The organism is Kitasatospora sp. NPDC088548 (assembly GCF_044753005.1).
GTDB lineage: Bacteria > Actinomycetota > Actinomycetes > Streptomycetales > Streptomycetaceae > Kitasatospora.
Genome location: NZ_JBIVMI010000019.1, coordinates 157,634 through 174,516, shown reverse-complemented (window position 1 = coordinate 174,516; position 16,883 = coordinate 157,634). Strand labels below are relative to the sequence as shown.

The window sequence follows — 16,883 nt, the reverse complement described above, 5'->3', positions numbered from 1 at the left end:
GCCGCAAGGATCACCGTAGACGCGGCAGACGAACACCAGCGCCGGAACCAGATAATCCCCTCTCCGGATCACCCGAACAGACGGCGCGCGAACAAACCCCCTGGCGCAACACAAAACAGCGCGCCCCGGACGAATCCGGAGGCGCGCCGCTCCCGGGCCTACCCGCCGACCGGGCTGAACCGGACCGGCAGGTGGACCAGGGCGCGGTGGAACGGGCCCGGGCGCCAGAACAGGTCGTCGGCCGGGGTGCTCAGCGCGAGGTCGCTCAGCCGGCTGGTGAGCTGCTCGATCGCGGTGATCGCGATCAGCAGGGCGGGGTCACGGGCCGGACAGGCGTGCGGCCCGGCCGCCCAGGCCAGGTGGGCGCTCTCGCCGCTGCGCAGCTCGCCCCCGTCGGTGTCCGGCGCGGCCCGCGAGTTGGCGGCCGCGTAGGAGACCAGGAGCAGCGAGCCGGCGGCGATCTCCCGGCCGTGGAAGGTGATGTCGTACCGGGGGTAGTGGGCGGAGAAGTTCGCCAGCGGCGGCTCGTGCCAGAGCACCTCGTCGATCGCCTGGTAGGCCGTCATCGCACCGCCGAACAGCGAGCCGGCGTAGCGGGCGTCGGTGAGCAGCCGCAGCAGCGCGTTGCCGATCAGGTTGGTGGTCGGCTGGTGCCCGGCGATCATGGTCAGGGTGATCTGCCGGATCACCTCGTCGTTGTCCAGCCCGGCCGGGTGGTTGAGGAACCAGGAGGTCAGGTCGTGCCGGGCGTGCTCGCGGCGCTCGGCGACCATGCCGGTCACCACCGAGACGAGGTCCGCGTAGGCCGCGCCGGCCTTCTCGGTGGACTCGATCATGCCGGAGATGCCGGCGACCAGCCGGGCACTGTGCTCCTCGGGCACACCGAACCAGGTGTTGAAGACGAACACCGGCAGCTGCCGCGCGTACTCGGCGATCAGGTCGGCGGAGCCGGCCGCCTCGAAGCGGTCGATCAGCTGGTGGGCGACCTCGGCGACCCGGCGCTGGAGCAGGTGCGGCTCGATCAGCGCCAGCCCGTCGGTGATCACCTGCCGGTAGCGGGCGTGCACCTCGCCGTCGCTGAACAGGGCGGTCGGCCGGTAGCCGAGCATCGGCAGCAGGGGCGAGGCCGCCGGGACGGTCTGCTGCCAGGCCCGGGAGTCCTTGGAGAAGGTGTCGGTGTCGCGCAGCAGGTCCAGCGCGGCCTGGTAGTCGGTGACCAGCAGGGCCTCGACGCCCGGCGCGATCTCCACCGGGGCGACCGCGCCGTAGCGGCGCAGCTGCTCGTAGACGAGCTGCGGGTCGGCCGCGAAGACCGGGCCGTAGATCGGGATCGGCCGGGTCTCGGGCCTCGGCGGGCTGGTGTCGGCGGTCACGGCTGCTCCAGGGCGGCGGCGGGTGCGGCGGGCAGGACGTCCAGGACGTGTTCGGCCAGCGCGATCAGCGCGTCCAGGCTGGCGCGGCGCTCGCGGGCGTCGCAGAGCACCAGCGGGGTGTCCGGATGCAGGTCCAGATGGGTCCGGAGCACCTCGATCGAGTGCACGGGCGCGTCGGGGAAGCAGTTGACGGCCACCGCGTAGGGCAGGCCCTGTTCCTCGACCATGTCCATGATCTCGAAGGAGTCGGCCAGCCGGCGGGTGTCCGCGAGCACCAGGGCGCCGAGAGCGCCGCGCGCGATGTCCTGCCAGAGCGGGAAGAACCGCCGCTGGCCGGGCGTGCCGAACATGTAGAGCACCAGCTGGCCGGGCAGGGTGAGCCGGCCGAAGTCGACCGCCACCGTGGTGGTGGTCTTCTCGGGCAGGCCCGCCGCGTCGTCCACCGGCGCGCCGGTTTCGGTCATCGCCTCCTCGGTGTGCAGCGTGGCGATCTCCGACAGGGTGCGGATGAGCGTGGTCTTGCCGACCCCGAACGGGCCGGCGACCACCAGTTTCATCAGCGTCTGGTCCCGGTCGGGCAGGTAGCCCACCCGGCTCGGGCGGCCGGTCGGGCTACCGGAGAGTGCGGAGTCCAACGAGGAGCCTCTCAACGATGGAGCGGTCGGTCTGCTGTGCGCGGGGGATCGGGCTGCGGGCCCGTAAACAGCCCGCGTCGACCAGATCCGCCGCGAGGAAGACGGTGGCGCTGACCGGGAGCCGCAGGTGCGCGGCGGCCTCCACGACGGTCAGCGCGCCCGGGCGCAGCAGCTCCCAGAGCCGCCGGTGCTCGTGTTCCAGCTCCGGCGGCGGCTCGGCGCCCGCGGCGTACAGGACGGTGAGCCGCTCGAAGCCGGCGCCGCCGGGCCTGCTGCGGCCGCCGGTGGCCAGGTAGGCGGGCACCATCCGCCTGCGGGGTACGGCGGTCATGACCGGGCGGTGCTCTCCTGTTGCCGTGCCGGACTCGCCATCGCGCGGCCCAGGGCGGCGACCTGCACCTGCATCTGGTAGGCCACGTTGCCGAGTTGGGCCTCCGGCGAGGTGAACACCGCGAGCGAGGTGTTCTCCCCGGCCGGGACGACGATGGCGAAGCCCAGTTCGGACTCGACCACGGTCTGGGCCAGCCGGGGCTGGTCGGTGTCGGTGAAGGCGCTGGTGAACGCGCGGGCGGCGGCGTGCACGGTGGCCGTCATCGCGGCGACCCGCTCGGCGGAGGCCCGGTCGAGGCCGTCCGAGGCGCCTTCGACGAGGCCGTCACCGGTCGCGATGACCGCGTGCAGGACTCCCGGCAGCTCCAGCAGCGGGGTCAGCACCCACGAGATCTCGTCGGTGGCGGTAGGGCTCGTGCTCACTGCTCGGCTCCTTCGGGGGTCTGGGCGGGGCTGTGGCCGGTACCTGCGGTGTCGGCCGTGCCGTCGGACCGGTCGGCCCGGTCCGCGGCTTCCGCCACGGCGGCCCGGCCGGTCCCGGTGCCCTGCTGCAGGGCCTGCCAGCGGGCGGCGGCCTGCTCGGGGGTGCGGGCGGGCGGGGCGGCGGGCGTTCCGGCGGGACTGCGTTCGGCGGTGGGGTCGGCGGCGCGCGGGACGGGCACCCGGTCGTCGGACGGCAGCGGCTGGCGCCGGCGGCGGCTGGGCAGCCCGCTGCCGTCGCCGGACGGCACGGCCTGCACGGGTGGCGCGTCGGGCCCGGACGGCACGACGTGCATGGTCGGCACTGTGTGCCCGACCGGCGGTTCGGGCCGGTCCGGGTCGCGGACGGTGCGCCCGTCGCGCCCGTCGGACAGCTCGCGCGGGGTCGGCACGGCCTGCACGGTGGGCGCCGGAGCCGGGCCCGCGCCGGCCCGCAGCGGCAGCGGGGTGAGCACCGAGAGCGGCTGCTCGTCGTCCACCACCGTCAGCAGCGCGGCCGGGATCCGCACGATCGTCCGCATGCCGCCGTACGGCGAGGGCTCGATGTGACAGGAGAAGCCGTACTGGCGGGCGAGCTTGCCGACCACGGCGAAGCCGGTCTTCGGCGGGTTGCCCAGCTCGGTGAGCAGCACCTCGGGCGGGCCGGTCAGCAGCCTGCGGGCCCGGCGCAGCTGGTCCTCCTCCATACCGATGCCGCTGTCGTCGATGATCACCAGTGCCCCGCGGCCGCCCTGCTGGACGGTGACCGGGACGTCGGTCTCCGGGTGCGAGTACGCGGTGGCGTTGGCGAGCAGCTCGGCGACGGTGATGGCCAGCGGCTCGGCGGCCCGGGCGACCACGGCCAGCCGGCTCTCCCGCAGGTGGTTGGCCACCTTGATGCGGGCGTAGCCGGGCACCCGGGAGAGCGCGCCGACGACCACCTCGGCGAGCGGCGAGTCGGTCCGGGCCAGGCCGGGCCAGGCCTCGCAGAGCACCGCGATGGTCTGGATCCGGCGCAGGGCGACCTCGTTGCGGAAGTCGACCTCCAGCAGCCGGGGGTCGTCGTTGTCGTGCTGGAGCTGCTGGACCAGGCTCTGGATCTGGTACAGCAGCGTCTGGATCTTGGAGGTGGCGCCGCGCATCGCGGCCCGGGCGGCGGCGTCGACCCGCTCGCGTTCGTCGGTGATGGCGGCCGCGGCCGCGTCCAGCACGGCCTGCAGGGCCTGGACCGCCTCCGGGCCGATGCCCTGCCGGTCCAGCGGTCCGGCCACCGGCGCGTTGGGGTGGCTGAGCCGCAGCGCGGTGGCCGCCACCCGCTCCTTGGCGAGGTGGCCGATCTCGGCCAGCAGCTCCCTGGTCCGCTCGTCCGCGTCGGTCAGCCGCTGCTGGGCCTCGGCGGTCCGGCCCTCGGCGGCGGCCGCCCGCTCCTCCGCCTGGTGGATGAGCCGTTCCGCCTGACCGGTCCGCCCCTCGGCGGCCAGGGCGCGCTCGGCGGCCTCCCTGGTCCGCTCGTCCGCCTCGCGGGTGCGCTCCTCGGCGGCCCGGTAACGGCCCTCGGCGCGGCGGGTCTCCTCGGCCGCGTGCCGGGCGGCGTCCTGCGCCTCGCGCTGCTGCTGCTCGGCCCGGGCCAGCCGGCCCTCGGCGACGCGGGTGCGCTCCTCGCTGTGCGCCAGTCCGGTCTCGGCGGCCGCGGCCCGGGTGAGGGCCCGGGAGCGGCCGCGGGCCAGGACACCCGCCAGCACGGCGGCGGCCACCACCAGGGCGAGCAGCGCGATCTGCGTCATCGAAGTCCTCGGAAGTCCTCGCTGGAAGGGCTGGAAAGGGGGTGCGTGCACGGTCCGGACGGGCCGACGGCGGCGCCGGCGCTGCGGTCCGTCCGGTCTGTTCGATCCGTCCGGTCAGGCGGGCGAGCCGGTGCTCCGCCCCGCCCGGAGCCGCGGCACCCGACCAGTATCCTCGTCCAACTCCCTGGCCACCAGGGCAACCTGACTCATGGCCTCCAGGACGCTCGGCACCTCGGAGCCGTCCAGGTGGCGGTACTCGGCGGCGACGGTGAGCACCAGCCGCTCGGGCAGGCCGAGTTCGGGGTAACGCTGCTCGGCGATGACCCGCCGGGCGGCGTCCAGCGCGGGTATCCCGGCGGCGTGCAGGGCGTGCGCGCGGTCCCGGACGTACTCCAGGTACCCGATGTGCGCCTGGACGCCGGAGCGGTCGAGCACCGGGCCGTGGCCGGGGACGACGACCTCGGCGCCGGTGGCCAGGATCCGCTCGCAGGCCTCGATCACGTTCTGCAGCGGGCCGGCCCAGTGCACGGGGTGGTCGCCGGGCTGCTGCGGCGTCGATCCGAAGATCACATCACCGGTGAACACCGCGCGCTGTCGCGGCAGGTGGACGATCAGGTCGCCGCCGGTGTGCGCGGCCGGCAGCCCGGTCACCTGCACCGGGTACTCCCCCACGCGCAGCTCCAGCTCACCGTGGAACACCGTGTCCGGGCGTACCGGCTCGGTGCCGGACCAGTCGAACTGCCCGAAGTGCTCGCGGAGGTAGCCGCCCAGCGGCGAGGCCGGGTCGCTGCCCGTCACCAGCGCGTGCTGCTGCTTCGGGGTCGGCTCGTAGTGGATGTGCTCCAGCGCCTCGCGGGTGGAGATCACCTCGGCGTCCGGGAGCACCCCGGCGCCCCAGAGGTGGTCGCCGTTGGCGTGCGTGACGATCACCCGGTCCACCGTGACCCCGTCGGGCAGCCGGCGGCGGCTCTCGGCGAGGAACTCCGCGGCCATCGAGGGGTCGTACGGTGTGTCGATCCACAGTGCGGTCTTCGGCGAGACCAGCAGTCCGCAGTTGGCCAGGCCCCAGCCCCGCTTCGGGGGGAGCCACACATACAGGTCCTCGGCAATCGCGCTCACGTTCGCACGGTTGATCGTCATGTGCGCGATTATGCCCATGATGTGTCAGGGGCGGGAAAATTCCTGTACGTTCACCGACAGGCCGCGCCCCAGACTCTCCCGACCTGTCCCGATTCGCACACCCTTGGTCGGTACCAATCGTCTCACCCAGCGGGACGGACCACGAAACGGGAACGGACGGCGCGACGACGGACCGGCCGGGCCCTCACAGCGCGGGCAGGGTCCGGGTGCTCGGTGCAGAAATCCGGAAATCCCGTGGTGAGTACGCCCCCGGACCGCGGCGGCGGGGCCTCAGCCGTCCAGCCGCTTGGTGAACTTCCGCTCGCTCGCGCAGCGTTCGTATCCCAGCCACGCATTGATCGCGAGCATCGGCGCATTGGTCGCGTCGTTGCTGGTGTACGCCCAGCGGTAGCCCGCCGCCCGGGCCCGGCGCAGCGACTCCGCCTTGGCCAGCTTGCTCAGGCCCCGCCCCCGGAACTCCCGGCGGCAGGCCGTGAACGCCGACCAGTACCGGTGCGCGCCGTCCGTCTGCACCGCGGTGAACGCGGCCGGCTCGCCGTTCACCACCGCCACCACGGTCAGCTCCCGGTCGAGGTCGGGCCGGGCCCATGCGCCGCGCAGCCAGTCCTCGTAGTCGGCGGCGTCCATCTCGACCTCGCCGGGCTCGTCGCGGATCGCGTCCGCCTCGATGAGGAAGACCGGGTACGGGTCGTCCACCCAGTCGGTGGCCGGCCGGAGCCCGACACCCGGCGGCAGCACCGTGGCCGCCGGCAGCGGGAGCGTCAGGTCGCGGCCCGCGAAGTGGGCCGGCCGCCCCTCCGTGAAGCCCCGGTGGGCGGCGAAGGCCAGCGACTCCGGCCGGTCGTCCACCCAGCTGTGCAGCTCCACCACACCGTGCTCGACGAGGTGCCGCTCGGCCGCCGCCAGCAGCGCGGTGAAGGCGCCGCGGCCCCGGTACGCGGGCAGCACACTGCCGTTGGCGTACCCGACGCCCTTGGTCGTCGTCCCGGTGACCACACCGCAGCGGATCGACCCGACCACCTCGCCGTCCAGCTCGGCGACGAAGGTACGGAAGTGCTCGCCCCCGGCCTGGCGGGTGTTCAGCCACACGAACACCTCGGGGGTGAGCAGGAGGTGCTCACGGCCCGCGGTGTGCGCGGCGGCGGCGGCCCCGGCGTCGGCCGGGCGGAAGTCACGAATCGTCAGTGTCGTCATAGACGCGCCACGCTAACCGCCCGCCCGGCCGGGCCGCCTCCGAATTTCGGCCCCCACCAGCAGCTCGGCACGGCGGACGGGACTAAAGTCCCTCACCACCGGGCCCTCAAGCTCAAATAATGCTCTGAGATGACCGGGCGAGGCTTGGCAGCCACCCCACCCGGGGACATCCTCAGCAGCACGGCCCGGCGGTCCTGGCGACGACGCCCGCACCACCCGACGGCCACCCCACCCAGCCCTCCGAAGGGGGCGCGCACCGATGACCTCCCCCGCAGTGAACCGGCCCGCGGCGGCCACCCCGGCGAACCGGCTCGGCATCGGCCTCGGCTGGCGCAGTGAGATCGACACCGTGGTGGAACGACAACCCGGCCTGGACTGGGTCGAGGTGGTCGCGGAGAACATCTGCGCCGACCACCTGCCCGAGTCGCTGACCGTCCTGCGGGCCCGCGGCGTCACCGTCGTGCCGCACGGCGTCGCGCTCGGCCTCGGCGGCGCCGACCGGCCCGATCCGGCCCGGCTCGCCCGGCTCGCCGAGGCGGCCGAGGCGCTGGACTCCCCGCTGGTCACCGAACACCTGGCGTTCGTCCGGGCCGGCGGCCTGGAGGCCGGGCACCTGCTGCCGGTGCCCCGCTCGCGCGACGCCCTGCGGGTCGTCGCCGAGAACGTCCGGATCGCACAGGACCTGCTCCCGGTGCCGCTGGCGCTGGAGAACATCGCCGCCCAGCTGGCCTGGCCGGACGACGAGCTGACCGAGGGCCAGTTCCTCGCCGAGCTGGTCGAGCGCACCGGCGTCCGGCTGCTGATCGACGTCGCCAACCTGCACACCAACCGGGTCAACCTGGGCCTGGACCCGGCCGCCGAGCTGGACCGACTGCCGCTGGAGGCGCTGGCCTACGTCCATGTGGCGGGCGGCACGATGATCGACGGCATCTGGCACGACACCCACGCCCACCCCGTCACCGAGCCGGTGCTGGAGGTGCTGGCCGAGCTCTGCGCGCGGGTGGCACCGCCCGGGGTGCTGCTGGAACGGGACGCCGCCTTCCCGCCGCCCGCCGAACTGGCCGGCGAACTGGACGCCATCCGGCGTGTGCTGGAGGGGGGCCGCACGACATGACGGGCCCCATGCACAAGAGCCCGGCGCCCGAGGGCCCCGCGCACAAGAGCCCGGCGCACGAGCCCCCGGCGCACGAGATCCCCGCCCACGGGAGCCCGGCGCCCGAGGCCCCGGACCTGACCGCCGCCCGCGCCGCGCTGGCCCGGCGCCAGGAGGCGCTGCTGGCCGCCCTGGTGGCCGGCGGCCCCGTCCCGCCCGGCTTCGACGAGGCCCAGGTGCGCGCCCAGTCGATCGGCCTGGCCGCCAAGCGCCGCGACACCGCCGCCAAGGTCGCCCCGGCCCTGCCCCGCCTGCTCGGGCCGCAGTACGGACCGCTGTTCCTCGCGTACGCCCGCCGGCACCCGCAGACCGGCGGCTACCGCGCCGACGCCCGCGCCTTCGCCGCCTGGGCGATCGCGGACGATGCCACGGGAGAGGAGCACCGCACCGCCCTGCGGCAGTGGCTCGACCCCGCCGCCGGGCGACGGCCCGGCCCGCTCACCCGCCTGCGCCGGGCCCTGCTACCCGGCCCGCGGCCACACGACCAGAAGAGGCCGGCGGGAAGCGCCGGACCCTCCCACGAACTGTAAGACCTCACCATTCCGGGGGAAACGCCCATGTGGCACAACGTCTACTACCTGGTCCCGGCCGTCCTGCTGGCCGCGGCCGCCGTCGCCGCGATCCGGGCCAAGGTGCTGGTCAAGCGCGTGCCCTTCGCCAAGGGCCTGCCCGGCCGCGGCCTGCCGCTGCTGGACACCGCCTTCCTGTCCGGGGGCCCCGGCCGGGTCTTCGACACCGCGCTGGTGCGGATGCACCAGGCGGGCCGGGTGGTGGTCAACCGGGCCGGCCTGGTCACCGTCACCACCGGCACGCCGTACGACGCCGTGGACCTCGCGATCATCGAGGCCGTCGGACCGTCAAAGCACCGCGACCTCACCCCGCTGCGCCGCGAGGTGATGCGCTCCCCCGCCGTCCAGGAGATCGGCGACCGGCTCGCCGACCGCGGCCTGATGCGCAACCCCGTCCGGCTGCGGCGGGCCCGCCTGGCACGCCGCCGGCTCTGGTTCGCCCTGCTGGGCGTGGTGGTGTTCACCGTCGCGGCCTATCTGCTGGACTCCGGCGACGCCGGCTCCGACCGGCCCGCGCCGTGGATCCCGCCGGTCCTGCTCGTGGTGGGCCTGGTCGCCCTGATCCTCACCTGGCCGGTCAAGGGCCGGATCACCCTGGCCGGCTGCCGCCAGCTCATTCTGATGAACAGCGGCAAGCCGTGGAAGCCCAGTGCCGGTCTGGCGCCCAGGTCGACGGGCGGCGCGCTGCTCGGCGCGATCGCGCTGGGCGGGCTGGCCGCCGCCGGGCTCGGGGACGAGGAACTGCAGGAGGCGATGCTCGCCGCGGCGGCGGCCGACGCGGCCGCCCGGTCCACGGCGGCCACCGGCGGCTCCTCGTCCTCCTCCTCGTCGTCCTCGTCATGCTCGTCGTCCTCGTCCGGCTCCTCCTGCGGCGGCTCGGCCGCCTGGTGCGGCTCCTCCGACTCCGGGTCCTCCGGATCCGGCTGCGGCGGCGGCAGCTGCGGCTCCAGTTCCAGCGGTTGCGGCTCGTCCTCGTCGAGCTGCGGCTCCGGCTCCAGCAGCTGCGGGTCCTCGTCCTCCTCCAGCTGCGGTTCGAGCTGTGGTGGTTCGAGCTGCGGCTCCTGACGTCACAGTTCGGTATCGCGCTCCGGGAATGCGTTCCGCGCGCGACCGCGAGAGGTCTACAACAAGCCCATGTGGTTGCTCTTCCTGATCCCGGCCTGCGTCGCCGCGGTGCTCTCCTGCATCCGGCTGGTCCGGATGACCGCCACCGCGGACACCCTCGCCGGACAGGACGGACCGCGGCCGTCCGAGGCCGTCGGAATCGGGCTGTACGAGACGGCCTACCTGGCGGGCGGCCCGGACCGGGTGGTGGAGCTGGCGCTCGTCCTGATGTCCTCCCGGGGGCGGCTGCACCTCGCGCACACCGGCTGGACCACCGTCGTCGACCCCAAGGGCCGCAGCCGGCTGGAACGCGCGGTGGTCGCCACCGTCGGGCCCGAGGGCCAGTGCCGGACGGCCGACCTGCGGCGGGCGATGGGCGTCCACCCCACCGTGCTGGAGATCGGCGGCCGGCTGACCCTGGCCGGACTGGCCACCCCGGCGTCGGTGCAGCAGAACACCGTCCTGGTGATCCGGCAGGTCCGGCAGGCGCTGCTGCTCTCGCTGGTGCTGCTGGCCGCCGCGCTGGCCGTCGGCGGGGCCGCGGACGGTGACACGCTGGTGCCGCTCGCCTGGTTCTCGCTGCCGCTGATCCTCACCTCGGGCACGCTGCTGATGGCCCGGGTCGACGTCTACCCCTACACCCAGTGGGCCTCACCGGTCGGCCAGGAGGTGCTGCGCGAGGTCCGCCCGGCGCGCCAGCACGGCCTCGTCGACGACGACGAGCGTGAACTGCTCACCGCCGTCGCGATGATCGGCCCGGCCGCCCTCCCGGACGCCCGGCTGCGCGCGGCGCTCCGCCCCCAGCGCGACTGACCGCGGCCCGGCCGACGCGCTCCGGCCGGAGAACGCGTGGAGGGGCCCGCCGAGGCGGGCCCCTCCACATGGTGCGCGGCCGGTCAGACCAGGCCGTTGAGCAGCTCGCTCACCGGCTTGCGGCGGCCGGTGAAGAACGGCACCTCCTCGCGGACGTGCAGCCGGGCCCGGGACGGGCGCAGGTCGCGCATCAGGTCGACGATCCGGTGCAGCTCGTCCGCCTCGAAGGCGAGCAGCCACTCGTAGTCGCCGAGGGCGAAGGAGGCCACGGTGTTGGCCCGCACGTCCGGGTAGCCGCGCGCCATCTGGCCGTGCTCGGAGAGCATCGCGCGCCGCTCGGCGTCCGGCAGCAGGTACCACTCGTAGGAGCGGACGAACGGGTAGACGCAGACGTAGTCGCGCGGGCGCTCGTCGGCGAGGAACGCCGGGATGTGCGACTTGTTGAACTCGGCCGGGCGGTGCAGCGCCATGTTCGACCAGACCGGCTCCAGCACCCGGCCGAGGCCGGTGCGGCGGAAGCGGTTGTACGCGTCCTGGAGGTCGTCCGAGTCCTCGGCGTGCCACCAGACCAGGATGTCGGCATCGGCACGCAGACCGGACACGTCGTAGGTGCCGCGCACCGTGATGTCCTTCGCGGCCAGCTGGGCGAAGAGCTCGTCCACCTCGGCCGCGAGGGCGGTGCGGTCCTCGGGCAGCGCGCCCTTGAGCTTGAACACCGACCACATGGTGTAGCGGATGACCTGGTTCAGGTCGCGCGCCTTCTTCTTCTCGGGCTGCTGCTCCGGCTGCCGCTCAACGGTCTCAGTCATGCGCCCATTGTCCTCTCCGTGGAACCTTCCCCGGTCTCCGGGGTCGGCAGTCTGTCGACGATCGCGGCCACCGCCGTCCGCGCGCTCGCGACGCACGCCGGGATGCCCACCCCGTCGTACGCGGCCCCGCACAGCGCCAGCCCGCCGAGCCGCCCGGCCGCGGCCCGGATCCGGGCCACCCGGTCGAGATGGCCGACCGGGTACTGCGGCAGGCCGGCCCGCCAGCGGGTGACGGCGGTGTCGTACGGACGGGCGGTCAGGCCGATCGCCTCGCCCAGGTCCTCCAGCGAACGGGCCACCAGCTCCTCGTCCGGCAGGTCCAGCGCCTGCTCCTCGCGGTGCCGGCCCAGTGAGGTGCGCAGCAGGAACGCGTCCGGGGCGGAACGCTCCAGCCAGCCCCACTTGTTGGAGGAGAAGGTGGACGCCTTGATCCGCCGGCCGTCCACCGGCGGCACCAGGAAGCCGCTGCCGGCCGGCGGTTCGGGCAGGTCCGCGCGCCGGAAGGCGAGGGTGACCAGCGCCATCCCCGCGTACTCGACCCCGTCCAGTTCGGCGGCCGCGCCCGGCGCGTCCGTGCGCAGCAGGCGGGCGGCGGCGGGCGCGGGCACGGCCAGCACGACGGCGTCCGCCGTGAGCGTCTCGCCGCCGCCGGTCACCACCCGCCAGCCGTCGGGGGTCCGGCGCAGCTCGTCCACCGGCGTGTGCGTCCGCAGCTCGGCTCCGGCCCTGACGCAGGCCGCGGCGACCGCCTCCGGCAGCGTGCCGAGGCCGCCGCGCAGGCCCTGGAACACCGGCCCGGCGGTGCTCTGCGGCCGGGTCGCCAGCTCGCGCACCCCGGCCACCAAGGAGCCGCCGCCCTGCGCGATCGGCAGCAGCTGCGGCACGGCGGCGCGCAGCGAGATCTCGTCGGCGTGCCCGGCGTAGACGCCGCCGAGCAGCGGCTCGACCAGCCGGTCCACGACCTCGCGGCCGAGCCGGGCGGCGACGTACCGGCCGATCGCGATGTCGTCCGCGACCTCCGTACCGCCCTCGTGCCGGGTCCGCTCCAGCCCCTCGGCGGTGAGGACCCCGGAGGCGGCGAGCGCGTCCAGGTCACCGGGGACGCCCATCACCTGCCCGCCGGGCAGCGGCCGCAGCGCGCCCCTGGTCCAGATCGCGGCCTTGGCGGTGGTCGGCGGTTCCAGCTCCTCGCCCAGCCCGACCGCACGGGCCAGTTCGACCGCCTCGGGCCGCCGGGCCAGCATCGACTCGGCCCCCAGGTCCACCCGGACCCCGCCGACCTCTCCGCCGGACAGCTTCCCGCCGACCCGCCCGGACGCCTCCAGCAGCGTCACCCGGGCCCGCGCGCTCCCCCCGGCCGCACCGCTGAGGAAGGCGGCCGCGGCCAGCCCGGCGATACCGCCGCCGATCACGACGACATGTGCTTGCGACATGCCTCGCAGTCTTGCAGGTCCTTACACCTTTGCCGCACTCCGCCCGCTTCCGGACGATTCCCCCTCCGCAGCGCCGCCGATCAGAGCACGGCCAGGGCGTGTCTGACAATTCGCGGCGGATCAGCGCGCGGCGTTGGGGTGCGTGCATCGCAAGGCGGAGGAGGGAGTCCATGCGGAGCATCGGCGACCGACGACAACGCGGCGAGGTGCGTGCCCCAACGCCGCACGCCCGGCGGGAATTGTCAGACACGCCCTAAGCTTTCCGCCATGGAACCGATCCTGGTGAGCGCGTGTCTGGCGGGTGTGCCGTGCCGGTACGACGGGCGGGCGAAGACGTCGGCGGCGGCCGTGGGGCTGGTGGAGGCCGGACAGGCGGTGGTGGTCTGCCCGGAGGTGGCGGGCGGGCTGGCGACGCCGCGGCCGGCGGCGGAGATCGTCGGCGGGGACGGCGAGGACGTGCTGGCCGGGCGGGCCCGGGTGGTGGACGTGACGGGGGCGGACTGCACCGGGGCGTTCCTGGACGGCGCCCGGCAGGCGCTGGCCGCCGCCGAGGCGGCCGGGGCACGGCGGGCGCTGCTGATGGCCCGCAGCCCCTCGTGCGGCTGCGGCCGGGTCTACGACGGCACGTTCACCGGCGCCCTGCGCCCGGGGGACGGGGTGACGGCGGCGCTGCTGCGGCGGGCGGGCATCGAGGTCGAGGCCGGGTAGCCACCCCGGCGACCGTACGTGTCCCCTCCGCCACCGAGCCGTGATCGAGTTGCGATCTCCCGGACGGGTCCGGTTCGGGCCCTCGCCCGTCGAATGGTCTGGGCGCCCCGGTCGGGGCGCCGGACCGAGGGTTCGGGGAGGGTTCGATCGTGGTGCGAGGACGACGCAGACCGGGCGCACTGGCGGCCGGAGTGGTCGCGGCGGCGCTGCTGGTCGGGGGGTGCGGCGCGGCCGAGCGGAACATGGACGCCCGGGCGGGGGGCGACAGCGCGGCGAGGAAGGACGAGGCACCCGCGGCCGCGCCGGCCGCCGGTGCCGCACAGTCGGCGGCTCCGGCCGGAGCGGGCGGAACGGCGGGGGCGGCGGGGCAGACCGGGCAGGCGACCGGGCAGCCGGGCGCCGTGCCGGCCGCGGACACCCGGTTGATCGCCTACACCGCGCAGCTGTCGCTGCGGACCACGGACGTCTCCCAGGTGCTCGCCAGGGCCCGCGAGCTGGCGGCCGCCGCCGGGGGCTACATCGGCGGCGAGACGGTGAACGGCGGGGCTCCCGACGGAAGGGACCCGTACAACGCGGCCCCCCGGCCCGGCGGCCCGCTGAACGGCCAGATCACCCTCAAGGTGCCGTCGGCGGCGTTCCAGCAGACCCTGGACCAGCTCTCCGCACTCGGCGAGGTGCTGTCGCGCAAGAGCCAGGCGGACGACGTGACCCAGCAGGTCGCGGACGTGGCGAGCCGGGTCCAGAGCCAGCAGGCGAGCGTGGAGCGGGTGCGGGCGCTGATGGGCCAGGCGAAGTCGCTGGCCGACATCACCAGTCTGGAGAGCGAGTTGAGCCGCCGCGAGGCGGACCTGGAGTCGCTGCAGAAGCAGCAGAAGGAGCTGGCCGCCCGGACTTCGTTCTCCACCCTCACGCTGGACGCACGGCGCGAGCCGACGCCCGCCCACACCGACGCGCCCGACGCACCGAAGCAGAGCGAGGAGGGTTTCTGGCACTCGGTCGGCTCCGCGCTGGGCGGCGGCTGGGACGTGCTGGTCACGATCGTCCGCGGGCTGGCGATCGCGGTCGCGGCGGTGGCGCCGTTCCTGCTGGTACTCGGGCCCGCGGCGTTCGCCTTCTGGTTCCTCCGGCGGCGGCGGGCGGCCAAGCTGCCCCCGGTGCCCGCCCATGCGCCGGGCCGGCCCGGCTTCCCGGCCGGTCCGGAGGCGGAGGAGACGGTGGAGGAGGAAGAGGAGCGGTACAGCTGAGACAGCGGTGGCGGGCCGCCTTGCGGGGGCCCGCCACCGTCCTGTCCTGGACCGGTCAGCGCGCGCTGGCCTCGTGCACGAAGGCGACGAGCCGGCTGAGCGCGTCCGGGTCCATGCTGGGCAGCACACCGTGGCCGAGGTTGAAGATGTGGCCGCTGCTGCCGATCGCCTGGGCGGCGTGCAGCACCTCGCGGGCCTTGGTCTCGACCGCCCTGGTGGGCGCGAACAGCACGGCCGGGTCGAGGTTGCCCTGGAGCCCCTTGCCGGGGCCGACCCGCTCGGCGGCGACGTTCAGCGGCACCCGCCAGTCCACGCCGACGACGTCCGCGCCGGCCTGGCCCATCAGGCCGAGCAGCTCACCGGTGCCGACGCCGAAGTGGATGCGCGGCACACCGTATCCGGCGACGGCGTCGAAGACCTTGGTGCTGGCCGGCATCACCGAGCGGCGGTAGTCGTCGGGGGCGAGCGCGCCGACCCAGGAGTCGAAGAGCTGGACGGCGGAGGCGCCGGCCTCGATCTGCACCTTCAGGAAGACGGAGGTGATGTCGGCCAGCCGGTCCACCAGGGCGGCCCACAGCTCGGGCTGCCCGTACATCATGGCCTTGGTGTTCTCGTGGTTCCTGGACGGGCCGCCCTCGATCAGGTAGCTGGCCAGGGTGTAGGGCGCCCCGGCGAAGCCGATCAGCGGGGTGGAGCCGAGCTCGTCCACCAGCAGGCCGACGGCCTCGGTGATGTAGGGGACGTCGTCCGGCTCCAGCGGGCGCAGCCGCTTGAGGTCCTCGGCGGTGCGGATCGGGTCGGCGATCACCGGGCCGATGCCGGGCTTGATGTCCACGTCGATGCCGATGGCCTTGAGCGGGACCACGATGTCGCTGAAGAAGATCGCCGCGTCCACCTTGTGCCGGCGCACCGGCTGCAGGGTGATCTCCTTGACCAGCTCGGGCCGCATGCAGGAGTCCAGCATGGGGATGCCCTCGCGGACCTTCAGGTACTCGGGCAGCGAGCGGCCGGCCTGGCGCATGAACCACACCGGGGTGTGCGGCACCGGCTCGTGCCGGCAGGCGCGCAGGAAGGCGGAGTCGTACGCGGCGCCGCGGCGCGCGGGGGGCTGCTGACCGGTGCTGATGGCTGCCGTGGTGTCTGCCGTTGTCTCACTCACGGTTCAAATCTTCGCACGTACCCCGGGTGGCACTCCCCGCCCGGCCTCGTGGGTTCCTCCAAGATCTGGCCGGATTGCCGTCCCGGCACGCCGCACGGGCAGAAGTTGCGGCGATTACCCAGGTTTTCGACCTAGTCTTCGGGTCATGGCAGCGGTCGGCGGGCACCCCGCACAGGGTGGCGGAACAGGTGGCGGAACGGGTCGGGAGGGGGCGCCGAGCGAGTTCCGGGCCGCCGTCGAGGCACTGAGCGGGGTGCGGTTGCGCCCCGAGATCGAACTGTCCGCCGTACCCGCGCCACGCCGGCTCGCCCCCTACTCGTTCGCGCTGACCGCCTCCGTGGAGGTGGACGGCGAGGAGCTGGCCGACGGCCGGCTGGTGCTGCTGCACGACCCGGCCGGCCAGGAGGCCTGGAACGGTGACTTCCGGGTGGTGACCATGACCCGGGCCGAGCTGGAGCCCGAAATGGCCGGCGACCCGATGCTCTCCGAGGTCGGCTGGGCCTGGCTGCTGGACGCGCTGCAGACGCACGGCGCCGGCTTCGTGGAGCCGTCCGGCACGGTGACCAGATGCGCCTCGCAGTACTTCGGCGCGCTGGCGGACCGGGCGTCGTCCACCGAGATCGAGATCCGCGCGTCCTGGACGCCGGCCGACGGCCGCTTCGAGCGGCACCTGGCGGCCTGGGGGGACCTGCTCTGCACCAGCGCCGGCCTGCCGCCGGCCGTACCGGCGGCGCAGCAGTCCGCCGATGCCTCGTCACTCGGTGGAGTGGTTCCGATGCCCGCCCGCCGGCGCCCGCGTTCGCACTGATTCGCGCCGGTTCGCACGAAGGAGTGGCGGCGGGGCGCCTCGGACCGGCGCCCCCCCGGGCGGGCGGGGTGTGGGCGTCGTTGCGCGCCACCGCAAAAGACCCGGCGAAAACCACCCAAAACCGCCAAAACCCCCAGGATCTGATAGATTTTTTTAGAAATAACAGCC

At 74.5% G+C, this 16,883-nt stretch carries 15 protein-coding genes and 1 pseudogene; 6 read left to right on the top strand and 10 right to left on the bottom strand.

The window, feature by feature from the left end:
* Positions 1-158: 158 nt before the first annotated feature.
* The 7 genes from ACIP82_RS24000 to ACIP82_RS23970 form a co-directional block, all read right to left on the bottom strand.
* Positions 159-1,373, bottom strand: a complete 1,215-nt coding sequence (locus tag ACIP82_RS24000) for a cytochrome P450 (RefSeq protein ID WP_363613483.1) — start codon at positions 1,371-1,373, stop codon at positions 159-161.
* Positions 1,370-2,008 (bottom strand): GTP-binding protein, encoded by a 639-nt coding sequence (locus ACIP82_RS23995; protein ID WP_400655981.1) that lies wholly within the window; start codon positions 2,006-2,008, stop codon positions 1,370-1,372. The genes ACIP82_RS24000 and ACIP82_RS23995 overlap by 4 nt, the downstream gene beginning before the upstream one ends.
* Positions 1,986-2,339, bottom strand: coding sequence for a DUF742 domain-containing protein (locus ACIP82_RS23990; protein WP_400655978.1), 354 nt, complete (start codon positions 2,337-2,339; stop codon positions 1,986-1,988). The genes ACIP82_RS23995 and ACIP82_RS23990 overlap by 23 nt, the downstream gene beginning before the upstream one ends.
* Positions 2,336-2,761, bottom strand: a complete 426-nt coding sequence (locus ACIP82_RS23985; RefSeq protein ID WP_363613479.1) for a roadblock/LC7 domain-containing protein — start codon at positions 2,759-2,761, stop codon at positions 2,336-2,338. Before ACIP82_RS23985 ends, ACIP82_RS23990 begins: the two co-directional genes overlap by 4 nt.
* On the bottom strand, positions 2,758-4,581 hold the full coding sequence (locus ACIP82_RS23980) for an ATP-binding protein (RefSeq protein WP_400655976.1): 1,824 nt from the start codon (positions 4,579-4,581) through the stop codon (positions 2,758-2,760). Before ACIP82_RS23980 ends, ACIP82_RS23985 begins: the two co-directional genes overlap by 4 nt.
* A 114-nt stretch (positions 4,582-4,695) precedes the next feature.
* Positions 4,696-5,721, bottom strand: coding sequence for an MBL fold metallo-hydrolase (locus ACIP82_RS23975; protein ID WP_363613475.1), 1,026 nt, complete (start codon positions 5,719-5,721; stop codon positions 4,696-4,698).
* Positions 5,722-5,991: 270 nt separating this feature from the next.
* Complete coding sequence (locus ACIP82_RS23970) at positions 5,992-6,915, bottom strand: GNAT family N-acetyltransferase (protein WP_363613473.1); 924 nt, start codon at positions 6,913-6,915, stop codon at positions 5,992-5,994.
* 259 nt (positions 6,916-7,174) lie between these two features.
* On the opposite strand from ACIP82_RS23970, the pseudogene ACIP82_RS23965 reads away from it, so the two are divergent.
* The 3 genes and pseudogenes from ACIP82_RS23965 to ACIP82_RS23955 all read left to right on the top strand — a co-directional run bounded on the left by ACIP82_RS23965 (position 7,175) and on the right by ACIP82_RS23955 (position 10,554).
* Positions 7,175-8,598, top strand: a pseudogene (locus ACIP82_RS23965) (DUF692 family multinuclear iron-containing protein).
* Positions 8,599-8,625: 27 nt separating this feature from the next.
* Positions 8,626-9,702 carry a TIGR04222 domain-containing membrane protein gene (locus tag ACIP82_RS23960; protein ID WP_363613471.1) on the top strand — a complete coding sequence of 359 codons (1,077 nt, stop codon included), beginning with the start codon at positions 8,626-8,628 and terminating at the stop codon, positions 9,700-9,702.
* Positions 9,703-9,771: 69 nt separating this feature from the next.
* A complete protein-coding gene (locus tag ACIP82_RS23955) occupies positions 9,772-10,554 on the top strand; it encodes a TIGR04222 domain-containing membrane protein (RefSeq protein WP_363613469.1) in 783 nt (260 codons plus the stop codon).
* An 83-nt stretch (positions 10,555-10,637) separates the two neighbouring features.
* Here the strand turns inward: ACIP82_RS23955 and hemQ are convergent, their stop codons facing one another.
* Both hemQ and hemG read right to left on the bottom strand, forming a co-directional pair.
* Positions 10,638-11,363 (bottom strand): hydrogen peroxide-dependent heme synthase, encoded by a 726-nt coding sequence (gene hemQ / locus ACIP82_RS23950; protein ID WP_363613467.1) that lies wholly within the window; start codon positions 11,361-11,363, stop codon positions 10,638-10,640.
* Entirely contained in the window at positions 11,360-12,796 is a 1,437-nt protein-coding gene (gene hemG / locus ACIP82_RS23945) for a protoporphyrinogen oxidase (protein ID WP_400655972.1), read from the bottom strand. The genes hemQ and hemG overlap by 4 nt, the downstream gene beginning before the upstream one ends.
* 267 nt (positions 12,797-13,063) lie before the next feature.
* On the opposite strand from hemG, the gene ACIP82_RS23940 reads away from it, so the two are divergent.
* On the top strand, positions 13,064-13,504 hold the full coding sequence (locus ACIP82_RS23940) for a DUF523 domain-containing protein (RefSeq protein ID WP_363613463.1): 441 nt from the start codon (positions 13,064-13,066) through the stop codon (positions 13,502-13,504).
* Between the two features lie 149 nt (positions 13,505-13,653).
* Complete coding sequence (locus ACIP82_RS23935; protein ID WP_400655969.1) at positions 13,654-14,748, top strand: DUF4349 domain-containing protein; 1,095 nt, start codon at positions 13,654-13,656, stop codon at positions 14,746-14,748.
* 55 nt (positions 14,749-14,803) lie between these two features.
* Here the strand turns inward: ACIP82_RS23935 and hemE are convergent, their stop codons facing one another.
* A complete protein-coding gene (gene hemE / locus ACIP82_RS23930) occupies positions 14,804-15,874 on the bottom strand; it encodes a uroporphyrinogen decarboxylase (RefSeq protein WP_363613487.1) in 1,071 nt (356 codons plus the stop codon).
* 178 nt (positions 15,875-16,052) lie between these two features.
* Here hemE and ACIP82_RS23925 point away from each other — a divergent pair, with 178 nt between their 5' ends.
* Positions 16,053-16,715 (top strand): DUF3000 domain-containing protein, encoded by a 663-nt coding sequence (locus ACIP82_RS23925; RefSeq protein ID WP_363613459.1) that lies wholly within the window; start codon positions 16,053-16,055, stop codon positions 16,713-16,715.
* The last annotated feature ends 168 nt before the right edge of the window (positions 16,716-16,883 follow it).